The organism is Thalassotalea montiporae, assembly GCF_053485855.1.
This window is the reverse complement of the sequence record NZ_JBQRUO010000002.1, coordinates 819439-831831: the sequence shown is the minus strand read 5'-3', so window position 1 is coordinate 831831 and position 12393 is coordinate 819439. Positions and strand designations below refer to the sequence as shown.

Here is a 12393-nt window from a genome sequence, read left to right as displayed (position 1 = left end):
AAATCTTTGATCAAAGGAATGATGTAGTCCCCCATGTTTAATGCCCAAATACAGTCGGTCATCGATACTGTTGTCGATGGCTTTATCATTATTGACGAAAAAGGCCAAATTCAAAGTTTCAATGCCGCTGCATGTCGCGTTTTCGGTTACCAATCGGAAGAAGTATTAGGCAAAAATGTTAATGTCTTAATGCCTGAGCCTTTTCATTCTGAGCACGACGGCTACCTAACCAATTACTTAACCACTGGCACCAAGAAAATCATTGGCAAAGGTCGTGAAATAAAAGCACAGCGCAAAAATGGCGAGGTTTTTCCGATGGAGTTATCGGTGAACGAATTGTTCATAGATGAGCAACGCTATTTTCTCGGCACCATTAGCGATATTACCAGTCGCAAGCTAGGTGAAGCGCAACTTAGAACATCTGTTAAATATGCCGAAACCTTACTAGATACCGTGATTGATGGCCTGATTACGATAGATTCACGTGGTCAAATTAAAGAATTCAATAAAGCGGCACAGCGTATTTTTGGTTATCAAAAAAGCGAAGTGGTTGGTCAAAATGTCAAAATGCTGATGCCAGACCCTTATCACTCAGAACACGATCAATATTTACAAAACTATCATCACAGTGGCGTGAAAAAAATCATTGGCCTTGGTCGTGAAGTTGCGGCGCGGAAAAAAGACGGCACCATTTTTCCGATAGAACTCGGTGTCAATGAAATGAAAAGTGAAGGCGAGAGCATATTTGTTGGCATTATTCACGATATTAGCGAGCGCAAAGCCGCAGAAAGTGAAATACAAACTTATATGGATCAGCTAAAAGTGAGTAACGAAGAGCTCGACCAATTCGCTTATATCGCTTCCCATGACCTTAAAGAACCATTACGCGGCTTGTCTAATAACGCCATATTTTTAGAAGAAGACTACGAGCAATTAGTTGATGAGCGAGGTAAACAGCGACTGGCAAGAATGCGATTTCTTTGCCAGCGCATGGAGCACTTGGTTGATAGCTTGCTGTACTACTCTCGGCTCGGGCGTCAGGAGTTAGCGATCAACAAGGTTAATCTTACTGACGTGTTAACCAATGTCGTGGAAATCACGTTGCCTGAAGAAAACCCCAATATCAGCGTGCATTGGCCTAGTGATTTACCTGAGGTGTTGTGCGATGTCCCGCGTACGACTGAGTTGTTTCGAAACTTAATTTCTAACGCAATCAAATACAACCATAGCCCGCATAAGCGTGTTGAAGTGGGCATAACGCAAACCATTAACCCGTTCTCAGGTACTCAGGAATCACGAGTTTTCTTTGTTAAAGACAATGGTATTGGTATTGATAAACGCTTCTTTAGCGATATTTTTCGCATTTTTAAGCGCTTAAACGAAGAAAATGATGCTGTTCGTGGCACAGGTGTCGGGTTAACTTTCGTTAAAAAAATTATTGAGCGGCAAAATGGGCAAATATGGCTGGAGTCCTCGCTGGGCAACGGTACTTGCTTTTACTTTACGTTAAATGTGGAAGGCAACGATGGACAATAAAGTCGGTACTATTTTGCTAGTTGATGATAACCCGGATGATTTTGAGGCAACCTTTCGAGGATTGCGCAAAAATCAATTGTTAAATCCCGTTGCTTGGTGTCAATCCGGTCAGGATGCAAAAGATTATTTGTACCATGAAGGCAAGCACAGTGGTGAAAACGCTGCTGAAAAGCCGATAATTATTTTGTTAGACCTTAATATGCCGGGCCTAGACGGGCGAGAATTACTGAGAATTATTAAACAGGATATGGCATTAAAAGGTATTCCTGTTGTGGTACTGAGCACTTCCACAGATCCGCATGATATTGAAGCCTGCTATAACTTGGGAGCCAGTACTTATATTCAAAAACCGGTTAGTTTCGAAGGGCTTACGCAAGCGATAGGAACCATGAAAGACTATTGGTTTGGTATTGCGGTATTGCCAGGTAGCGAGCAAAAGGAAAGCTAGCATGCAAGTAAGGGATGTATTAATCATTGATGATAACCCAGACGATGTTGAAGCAATTCAGCGCTCTTTAGCTAAATGTCAGGTGCATAGCTATCAGTTCTCAAGTGCCTTGTCAGGTGAAGAAGGGTTAAGTCTAATTGAAGTGAACAAGTACGATTGTATTTTGCTTGATTACCACCTACCGGGCATGTCGGGCTTAGATTTATTTCGTGCTTTAAAGGCCAAAATTCCTAGCATTCCGATTGTGGTGTTAACCGGACAAACAGACCAGTTAACCGCCGCAACCTTGATTAAACAAGGCGCCCAAGACTATATCAACAAATATAATTTATTCTCTGTTAATCTCGACGAGAAAATATCTTCAGCAATTAAACATGCTAAAACACTGCTACCTCGGCGCACTTCTTTGGATTGCAAAGTATTGATCATTGATGATAACCCCGATGATATTGAAATGTGTGAACGCTTGTTGGGGAAGGCATCCAGTGACTATATTTTTTACCATGCCATTACAGGTCAAAAAGGTATGGAACTGGTTAAAAACATACAGCCAGATTGCATACTGCTTGATTACTCTCTACCAGGGGTAACGGGCATAGAAGTGCTTGCTAATATTGTCACTAATCACCCTTTTATACCCGTCATTATGACTACAGGGCAAGGTAGTGAATCTGTCGCCGTTAATGCCATTAAATTTGGTGCGGAAAACTATTTAGTCAAAGCTGAATTGACTGCCAGTATGTTGGATAAAACTATTCGGCTAGCGGTGCAGAAAAAGCGTCATGACCGGCAGTTAGCAATAAAAGAACAAGAACTTAGCGAGGCGCATAATTTTTTAGAGTTAGTCTTTCAGGCTGTACCTGGCTATATGTTCGTGAAAGACAAAGATTTTCGTTTAGTTAAAGTTAACGAGCAATTCCTTCAACTTTATGGGGTTGACGATCAAGAGCAAGTGTTGGGCAGAACGACTTTTGAAGATTATGACCCAGCAGACGTAGAAGACTTTCTCGCCAAAGACAAGGAAGCGTTTGCTGCGGGTTTTAGCGAAACCGTTGAAAAAATTACATTCCCCAACGGTGAAGTCCGAATCCTCCAAACTAATAAAGTTCGCTTTACTGATAGCGCTGGTGAGCCCTTTATTCTCGGCTCTGCTGCTGATGTGACAGAGCGCGATTTACTGATTTCAAAGTTGCGAAAGTCCAATGAAGACCTCGAACAATTCGCTTATATCGCGTCACACGATCTGAAATCACCACTTAATGCCATTAAGAAGCTGGTCTCATGGGTTGAAGAAGATTACGGCGATAGCATGCCAGATGGTGCTAAGCAGCATTTTAATATGATCAAGAATCGCGCTGCGCGATTATCACAATTATTGAATGACTTACTGGCCTACTCACGATTGAATAAAAAGCTGACAGACGCTGAACACTTTAACTTTAATCGGTTAGCAGTCAGTGCCCACGAACTTAATGCTGAATATGAGCGGTTCCCCGTGGTGGCAACCGATATCGACGTTATGCTACCACGGGCAGCCTTACAGATTGTGTTATTGAATTTACTTGGCAATACCATCAAACATCACCATCAAGCGCAAGGGACTATTACTATTGATGTAGTTGAGCGCGAAAACTGCTACGAGATTCATTATCAAGACGATGGGCCAGGCATTGCGCCAGAATATGCTGATAAAGTATTCCAAATGTTTCAAACACTCAAATCTAAAGATGAAGTTGAAGGCAGCGGTATGGGGCTGGCGATGGTGAAAAAGGTCATCGATCACTACCAAGGTAGCGTTGAGCTTGTCTATAACGAACAACACCGCCAAGGGGTGCACTTTAAAATTATTTGGCCGTTGCAGCAGCTTGTGGTTCAGCAAACCAATAAGGAAGCTTATGACCAAGTTCGGTGAGCAAGTTACTCTACTGGTAGTTGAAGATGACGATATTGATTTTATGACCATAGAGCGCAGTTTTGCTAGAGAGCGTATTGGTAACAAAATCATCCGTGCTCATCACGGTGAAGAAGCTTTATCACTACTGCTCAATGATGCTGTACCTCATCCATTTGTCGTGTTGCTTGATCTGCAAATGCCCAAAATGGGAGGACTAGAGTTTTTAGCGCAGGTTAGAAGCAATGAGAACACAGCAAATGCGATCATTTTTGTACTGACGACTTCTGATGATGAGCAAGATATTGTCAGTAGTTATTCCCAAAACGTTGCTGGCTACTTTGTCAAAGATGAAGCAGGTAAAGAGTTTGTTGAAATAGTGTCGTTATTACAGGGTTATTGGCGGATAGCTCACTTGCCAGTATAAAACCTATTGGCGCTAGCCAGCGTAATGCCTACTAGCTCCCGCTGTTGCGTTTTAATTTGTTTTGAGTTTTGTATTTGAGGCTTAAGCTAACACTTTTTACTTAACGTTTCCGTCTAAACTTTTGGAGCGTTCCTGTACCAAGGTAAAAGCTAGAAGGCAAAAGTGCAAAGTTAGAAGTATAAAGTTAAAAGTACTGAGGTATAAGGATGTATAACCAGTTAAATGTGCTTATTGTGGATGATGATGACATTGAGCGTGCGAGTTTAAAACGCGCTCTGTCGAACGCAGATTTTAACTACAATATTGTCGAAGAAAGCGAGCCAAATAAAGCACTGCAACAACTCACTTATCAAAATTTTGATGTGGTTTTATTGGATTATCTGATGCCTGCGGTTAATGGTATTGAGTTGATGCTTAAACTGAAAAAATCGCCATTTGTCTGTGAAACCGCGTTTATTATGGTCAGCAATTATGCGGATGATGAGCTTATACTTGACGCTATTAATGCTGGTGCCCAAGACTTTGTACTCAAAGAAGATATTACCCCTTCACAGCTAAAACGTTCAATTTTACAGGCGAAAAAGCGTTATGAGTTAGAACAAGAGCTTTACGAAAGCTATCAAAAAGTTAAGAGTATGGCGGAGCGTGATTCTCTGACTGGCTTATACAATCGCTACCATTTTGAAGAATCATTATTGCAGCGCATCAAAGCAGGACTGCGCCATCCCAGTGAAATTATTGTCGTAATGTTGCTCGATCTTGACAAATTTAAGCATATTAACGATACATACGGACACAATGTTGGCGATCAACTACTTGTTGAAGTGGCCAAGCGTTTTAAAAAAGTTTTTCGCAGTAACGAGCTGTTTGCCCGACTTGGGGGGGATGAGTTTGCCTTTGCCTGCGGTCAGCTTAAGTCGTTGGTAGAAGCAAAACAAATTGGTAATCGGCTGCTAGAGGCTCTGGCGGAACCTTTTATGATCGACGACCATTTAGTTCATAGCTCTGCAAGCGTTGGAATGGCGCTGTTCCCGCTCAATGGGGATACTCAAACAGAGCTGATGAAGTGTGCAGATATTGCTATGTATCGAGCTAAACAAAACGTTCACGAAAAGCTGTGTGTATACGAAGACAATATGCAGGCAGAGATCTTATTTAAGTATAAGATCGAAACCGAGCTTAGGCGCGCATCGTTTGCGCAGGATTTTGATCTTCACTACCAACCTATCGTCAAGCAAGGACAAATTATGGGGGCTGAAGCGTTAGTGCGCTGGCCCAAAGCAAACGTTACGCAACGCCCTGATCAGTTTATTCCAGTTGCAGAAGAATGTGGCCTTATTCAAAAACTCGGTTTGTGGGTATTTGACAAAGCACTGGAAGAATTAGCAGCGTATTTACAATCACCAGCGTCTGAATTTTATGTTTCTATCAATGTGTCCCCCTGCCAGCTCACTGAAGCAGGTTTTGCTACTGCTATCATTAACCGGTTAAAGCAAAAGAAAATTCTTGCCAAGAATATCACCATTGAAATTACCGAAACCGCCCTGCTCAACGATAACACTGCAACATTAGAAAACTTAGAAGCCTTATATGAGTATGGTATTAAGATAGCGTTGGATGACTTTGGTACGGGGTATTCGTCGTTATCACACCTACTAAAATGTCCCATTCATACGGTTAAAATTGATCGCAGTATTATTGATGACTCTGGCTCGCAACATTCAATGAGCAAGGCGATGTTGGCGGGCGTTGCCAGCATGCTACATAAACTGAATATGCGAGTGATTGCAGAGGGAATAGAGAGTGCTGAACAAGCGGAGTACTGCCAGCAGCTTCATATTCATTACCATCAAGGCTACTTTTATTATAAACCTATGCCGCTAGCCTCATTGACCAAGTTAGTGAGCCGTTCAGGTCAAACAACGTCAGCTTATAGCTAGGCTAGCTTTTCTTTGATAATTTGCTTTAATCCTTCAAGCAGAGTCCGCTAACTATTTGGCTTAAGCTGCTGATGGGAGTGTGATAAATTTCCCCACTCTTCCCTATCATGTAACACATGTCTAAGGCGCACTGATATGAAGCTTGAAGTTATTTGGCAACAATACAAAAGTAGCTTGAAAGCGTTTTTGTTATCACGAGTGGCTAACGTTGATGATGTTGAAGACTTGTTGCAGGAAATTTTGATTAAAGTGCATACAAAGTTACCTGAGCTTAAAGATAAAAGCCGTATTAAGCCTTGGCTGTTCCAAATTACTAACCACACCATCATCGATTTTTATCGAAAACAACGAAACCGAGATCTTAGTGCGCAAGACTTGTGGTATGAAAATAGTCCACCTGACGTTAAGCAAGAATTGTCGAAATGTATCGCGCCTTTTATTAACGCGCTGCCACGAGAAACTGCGGAATTGCTGACTGTTATTGAGCTTTCGGAGCATTCCCAAAAGCAATATGCAGAGCAGCTTGGTATTAGCTATTCAACGTTAAAGTCTCGCGTCCAAAAAGGACGAACGCTATTAAAAGCCTTGTTTGATGACTGCTGCCATTTCGAGTTGGATAAACAGGGTAATTTAATCGAATTTATCGAAAAACCGACTAACTGTTTACGTTGCGACTAGGGCGTGTTGAACTTTCGAGATTGAATTTTGTTCTATCTAAACGCTTTCTGATCGCGGCGCTCGCTTTGTCGCATAGTCGTTCTATGTAAAAATCGAGCAACAATGAGCAGGAAGCGTTTAGGTGAACCCGCAGGGCAGCGTCTGTTTGAATTTTCTACTGTGTTGGCACTTATTTATGGAGAATGACTACACTGCACAAGTGCCGCCTTGTATAAAACCCAAACAGACTACTGCATAAACAACCCTGAAAGATCAACACGCCCTAAGTAAGCGTTAGCAAAATATTTTGATTTTTTCTCGTTGTTGTTTCGTCTTTTCAGACTGACGCACGTCTTATAGCTGTCTTAACAAACATAGGATAGCTAATGAATTACCTAGAAAATAATACCTTTAACCTCACTTCAACTGTAACTAAGCCGAGCACCCATAAACCAAGAGTATTGGTGCTGTACGGATCGCTAAGAGAGGAATCCTTTAGTCGTTTTGCGGCACAAGAAGCGGGTAGAATACTCGAACATTTAGGCGCTGAGGTAAAACTCTTTAACCCAGCGGAGCTGCCAATGTTTGATAATGGCGCGTCGGCTTCGCACCCTAAAGTGAAGGAATTAAGGCAAATTGTTATGTGGTCAGAAGCCCAAGTGTGGAGCTCGCCAGAAATTCACGGCAATATGTCCGGAGTGTTTAAAAATCAAATTGACTGGATTCCGCTTTCTGATGGTGCTGTGCGACCGACACAAGGGAAGACGCTGGCGATTATGCAAGTGACGGGTGGTTCTCAAAGCTTTAATGCGCTCAACAATATGCGGGTCTTAGGTCGGTGGATGCGTATGCTAACCATACCGAATCAATCATCGGTAGCGAAAGCTTGGCAAGAGTTTAACCCTGATGGAACAATGAAAGCGTCACCCTTTAGAGATCGTATTGTTGATGTGATGGAAGAGTTAATGAAATTCACTTTGTTGACTCGCGATGCCAACCCTATGCTCACCGACAGGTTTAGTGAACGCAATACGCAAGCATTACAAGCAGTTAAAGCGCAAGTAGAGCAAGCTAATGTACTTGAAGAAACAGTAGATGTGAAAGCGGCTTGCTGCTAGTGGCTAGTCTGCACTAATTTATCTGAACTAGTTTATCTGAACTAGTACATCTGAGTATATCGGGGCTTTAAGCTAAATTAATCGCTTAGTCTTAGTTTTGAATAAAAAAGGTCAGCTGTTATGACGCTGACCTTTTTCGTATTTGGTTGGAAAAAGTTTATCGCAAGCAGTGTCAGCGATTATTCAAACTGTTCAATAGTTTTCATCAGCAATTCTTGGTAGCCAACTAAGCCCAGAATTTGCTCTGATTCAATCACTGGCGCACAGCTTAAGCCAAACTTATCAAACAAGCGTGCACAGTAGCGTACATCCATTTCTGGCGGTACAGCCATTACTGGCTTAGACATAATTTCATAAATATTCACGCGGTCAAGCGAGCGGTCTTTAGCCAGCACTTTTTTCGCGATGTCTGACAGCAATAAAATACCGTAAGCGTCATGTTGGTCGCGTTTGTTCACGATCACAACTTGCGTATTTTTTTCTTTCATCGCGGTAAGTGCTTCGCGCACTGTTTGCATGCCGTCAAGTTGGGCATAGGCAGAGGTCATAACATCTTTTGATTTGATGGTTTGTTTCATACTCACAGTTCGTTCTCCACACTTGAGCTTAATTGACTGATTTGATGAGACACGCCAACCGCGTCTTCAACATCGATTTGGAAGGCAATACCTGAGCCTGGTTTTTCGTCAAACTCACCAACTCGGGCGATTTCTTCTAAAATATGGCGTGACATGTGCTCTTCTACCAACAGCAGCACCACGTCACGTTGGGTGACTAAATCTAAGCCGAAGAAGGTTTTTGATTTGTTTAACCCTTCTCCGCGAGCATTGTTGATAACAGTCGCGCCCGTCGCGCCTGTTTCACGAGCAGATTCAACGACTTGATCTGTGAGTGCATCTTCCACGAAGACCACAATAAGTTTAAAGCGCATAATAATTCCTTAAGATTGAGCCGCTTCAGGGCGTTTGCGCTGAGCGTACCATTGACTTAATTGTGCATAGGCCATTACCGACATCATCGGGAACAGGCTAGCAAAAGCGATTAATCCAAAGCCATCAATAAGTGGGCTTCTTCCTGGCACAGTTTCCGCTAGGCCTAAACCAAGCGCTGCTACTAATGGCACGGTTACGGTTGACGTTGTTACCCCACCGGAATCATACGCCAGTGGAATAATCAGTTTCGGCGCAAATAAGGTTTGGATAACCACAACGACATAGCCAGCAATGATGTACCAGTGAATAGGGTCGCCAACCACAATGCGGTAACAACCCAAAGAAATACCAATAGCAACGCCAAGTGCAACTGAAATACGCAATCCCCAAATACCAATGGCACCACCTGAAACTTGGTTCGCTTTAATCGCCACGGCAATTAGTGAAGGTTCGGCAATAGTGGTACTAAAACCGATTAAGAAAGCGAATAAATAAACCCAGCCATAGTCTTGCCAGCTAAGTGTGATAGCCTGTTTAACCGCATTAAGTGCTTCGCCACCAGCAATAAACACAGGATCAGTAAGTTGCTGTGCCATCAATTTGCCAAGAGGGAACAAGGCTCGTTCTAAGCCGACTAAGAAAAACGTTAGGCCGACGACAACCCAAACAAATCCTGTCAGTACCTTACCGATATTGGGTACAGGTTGGCGTATGACGGCAAATTGAAAGCCAAAAATAATAACGGCAATTGGAATAACATCTGTTACCGTGCTGAACATGGTTTGTGCTAGGTCAGTCAATATCGTGAATAGGTTCATAGCATTACCATCCCGTAAACCATTACAAACATCATTGGCGTTAATGACGCGAGAGCAATCAAACCAAAGCCATCAATCATTGGGTTACGACCTTTAATGGAAGAAGCAAGTCCGACACCGAGAGCCGTCACTAAAGGCACTGTGATCGTTGATGTAGTAACACCGCCAGAGTCGTATGCGATACCAATAATTTCAACCGGTGCAAACAAGGTAAGAATTACCACCAAGACATAGCCACCAATAATTAGGTACTGAATTGGCCACCCCTTAAGAATTCGAAATACACCAAGCACAATGGCTAGTCCCACTGATAAGGCAACGGTAAAGCGTAGACCATTAGCGTAGCTAGCTTTTGCCGCTTCATCGGCGGCTATCATATTGCCACTGGCAGCGACTTCAGCAGCCTCTGCCGCAACGGCGATAAGCGCAGGCTCGGCGACTGTCGTACCAAAACCCAGTGCAAAGGCAAAAATGAGCAGCCAAAAGACACTGCCTTTTTTGGCAAATGCGTGAGCCATGGTTTCGCCAATAGGAAACAGGCCTTGCTCTAAACCATGGATAAAAAAGGTCAGGCCGAGCAGTACAAAAAGTACACCGACTAAGAGCTCTAGCACGTTAGGTAGGGGTTGTTGAATAATGACTAGCTGAAAAAACACGATCACGGCAATAATTGGCGCTAAATCGCGAATACTGCCGAGCATAAATCCAGCGAGCTTTTTGATGGTTTCTTGCAAGCTGAGCGAGTTCCTTGTCTATATTTTCTTCATCTTAGCAGTTGGCTACTGCTTAGGTTTTGATTTAAAACAAGCTTAGCAATTGATTTTGAGAATGCTGGAAAATTTCTGAGTGAGGGTTTACGCCGAATAGCAACAGAGAGCAGAGCTGCGGACAGAAGAAAGCAGAAGAAGAGGAGCAGTTTAGCTCCCCAATAGGAATTAGCGTTAGCAGAAATTAGCGTTAGCGAGCGCTGAGTGCCTTGATTGCAAATAGCACCGCAATAGCACCAGTAGCTGAGGTAACAAGCCAGTTCTGAGCGGACAAACTTAACGCGCTAGTGATCATTGCTCCGGCTGCAAGAATAGAATATGTCAGCTGGCGTGATTTAATTTGCTGGTGTTGTTTGATTTCGGTCAATAATTCAATTTGCTGTAAATGCGCCTGCTTTCCTGAGTGCAAAAAGTCGTAAACCAGATCAGGCACTTCCGGTAGTTTTTCATTCCAGAATGGCAAGTTATCTTTAATTTTGCCAAAAACTGCCGAAACACCCATTTGTTCTTTTACCCAGTTTTCTAAGAAAGGCTTAGCGGTTTGCCATAAATCTAACTGTGGGTAGAGTTGGCGCCCTAAACCTTCGATATAGAGCAAGGTTTTTTGCAGTAACACCAGTTGTGGTTGTACTTCCATGTTAAATCTGCGCGCTGTGTTAAACAGGTTCACCAACACTTGGCCAAACGAGATTTCGGCCAGCGGCTTATTAAAAATAGGCTCGCAAACCGTGCGAATAGCAAATTCGAATTCATCGACACTCGTGTCGCGTGGCACCCAACCTGAATCGACATGTAATTGCGCGACTTTGCGGTAATCGCGATTGAAAAACGCGACAAAGTTTTCAGCTAAATAGCGTTTATCTTCTTTGTTTAGTGTGCCAACAATACCACAATCAATGGCGATCCACGTTGGATCGCTAGGGTTGCTGGCGTTAACGAATACATTGCCGGGGTGCATATCGGCATGGAAGAAGCTATCGCGAAATACTTGCGTGAAAAACACTTCAACACCGCGTTCAGCCAAGAGCTTCATATTGCAGCCAAGTTCCTGCAAGGTGGCCACTTCTCCAACACCTATGCCATAGATGCGCTCCATCACTAACACGTTCTTGTGGCAATAGCTGCTATAAATTTCAGGAACGTATAAGTGGTGATCTGTATCACGGCCTTGCGTGAAATTGCGCTTTAGTTGAATGGCATTAGCCGCTTCACGGTTTAAGTCTAATTCATCTAAAATGGTTTTCTTGTATTCGTTCACCACTTCTTTTGGGCGCAACCGTTTACCGTCAGGCAGCCACTTGGCGACAATGCCTGCAAACATCAACATCACGTTAATGTCAGCGATAATGGTTTTTTCAATACCCGGGCGAAGTACTTTTAGCACGACTTCTATGTTGTTACCGTCGTCATCCAGTAACGTGGCGGTATGCACTTGCGCAATCGAAGCAGACGCGAGCGGCTCTTGTTCAAAGTTTTTAAAATGGGTAGCAAAGGCTTCGCGACCAATCGATTTTTCTATTTGTTTTAAGGCTTGCTCGCCAGAAAATGGTGGTACTTGGTCTTGTAGTAATGCCAGTTCTTCGGCAAAGGCTTGTGGCAACAGGTCTCGGCGTGTTGAGAGCATTTGACCAAACTTGATAAACACAGGCCCAAGCGCCTCAATGGCTAAACGAAAACGCTGGGCATCGCTTTTATCTGAATGCTTGTTGTATAACCAAAACAGTGAAAGTCTTGCTAATTTTACATACCAAGGAATAGCTTTGCTTGGCAGCAGGTCGTCTAATCCATGCTGAAGAAAGGTTTTAATAATTCGATAAATTCGTAAGCTGCGCACGTTGGCATTCCGTTAGTGTTATTGG

12 protein-coding genes are annotated in these 12393 nt (G+C 43.1%); 7 read left to right on the top strand and 5 right to left on the bottom strand.

All coding sequences use genetic code 11. The features are described 5' to 3' along the window. Positions 1–33: 33 nt before the first annotated feature. From ACSLUR_RS10090 to arsH, 7 genes are all read left to right on the top strand, one after another. Positions 34–1536: a PAS domain S-box protein gene (locus ACSLUR_RS10090; RefSeq protein ID WP_448554144.1), complete on the top strand. Its 1503-nt coding sequence runs from the start codon at positions 34–36 to the stop codon at positions 1534–1536. Beyond that, a complete protein-coding gene (locus ACSLUR_RS10085) occupies positions 1526–1984 on the top strand; it encodes a response regulator (RefSeq protein ID WP_448554142.1) in 459 nt (152 codons plus the stop codon). The genes ACSLUR_RS10090 and ACSLUR_RS10085 overlap by 11 nt, the downstream gene beginning before the upstream one ends. A 1-nt stretch (position 1985) precedes the next feature. Further along, positions 1986–3896, top strand: a complete 1911-nt coding sequence (locus tag ACSLUR_RS10080) for a response regulator (protein ID WP_448554140.1) — start codon at positions 1986–1988, stop codon at positions 3894–3896. Continuing rightward, positions 3880–4302: a response regulator gene (locus ACSLUR_RS10075; RefSeq protein WP_448554138.1), complete on the top strand. Its 423-nt coding sequence runs from the start codon at positions 3880–3882 to the stop codon at positions 4300–4302. Before ACSLUR_RS10080 ends, ACSLUR_RS10075 begins: the two co-directional genes overlap by 17 nt. 206 nt (positions 4303–4508) lie before the next feature. After that, positions 4509–6242, top strand: coding sequence for a two-component system response regulator (locus ACSLUR_RS10070; protein WP_448554136.1), 1734 nt, complete (start codon positions 4509–4511; stop codon positions 6240–6242). Positions 6243–6377: 135 nt separating this feature from the next. After that, the gene (sigZ, locus tag ACSLUR_RS10065; RefSeq protein WP_448554134.1) at positions 6378–6920 is read left to right on the top strand and encodes an RNA polymerase sigma factor SigZ; all 543 of its coding nucleotides are present in this window, start codon (positions 6378–6380) and stop codon (positions 6918–6920) included. Positions 6921–7285: 365 nt separating this feature from the next. Then, entirely contained in the window at positions 7286–8017 is a 732-nt protein-coding gene (gene arsH / locus ACSLUR_RS10060; protein WP_448554132.1) for an arsenical resistance protein ArsH, read from the top strand. Between the two features lie 179 nt (positions 8018–8196). Here the strand turns inward: arsH and ACSLUR_RS10055 are convergent, their stop codons facing one another. The 5 genes from ACSLUR_RS10055 to ubiB all read right to left on the bottom strand — a co-directional run bounded on the left by ACSLUR_RS10055 (position 8197) and on the right by ubiB (position 12368). Next, complete coding sequence (locus tag ACSLUR_RS10055) at positions 8197–8595, bottom strand: CBS domain-containing protein (protein WP_448554130.1); 399 nt, start codon at positions 8593–8595, stop codon at positions 8197–8199. 2 nt (positions 8596–8597) lie between these two features. Next, positions 8598–8948: a P-II family nitrogen regulator gene (locus ACSLUR_RS10050; RefSeq protein WP_116002151.1), complete on the bottom strand. Its 351-nt coding sequence runs from the start codon at positions 8946–8948 to the stop codon at positions 8598–8600. Between the two features lie 9 nt (positions 8949–8957). Further along, positions 8958–9767, bottom strand: a complete 810-nt coding sequence (locus ACSLUR_RS10045; RefSeq protein ID WP_448554128.1) for a DUF1538 domain-containing protein — start codon at positions 9765–9767, stop codon at positions 8958–8960. Next, positions 9764–10468, bottom strand: a complete 705-nt coding sequence (locus tag ACSLUR_RS10040) for a DUF1538 family protein (RefSeq protein ID WP_448554383.1) — start codon at positions 10466–10468, stop codon at positions 9764–9766. Before ACSLUR_RS10040 ends, ACSLUR_RS10045 begins: the two co-directional genes overlap by 4 nt. Before the next feature lie 256 nt (positions 10469–10724). Continuing rightward, on the bottom strand, positions 10725–12368 hold the full coding sequence (ubiB, locus tag ACSLUR_RS10035; RefSeq protein WP_448554126.1) for a ubiquinone biosynthesis regulatory protein kinase UbiB: 1644 nt from the start codon (positions 12366–12368) through the stop codon (positions 10725–10727). Positions 12369–12393 lie beyond the last annotated feature (25 nt).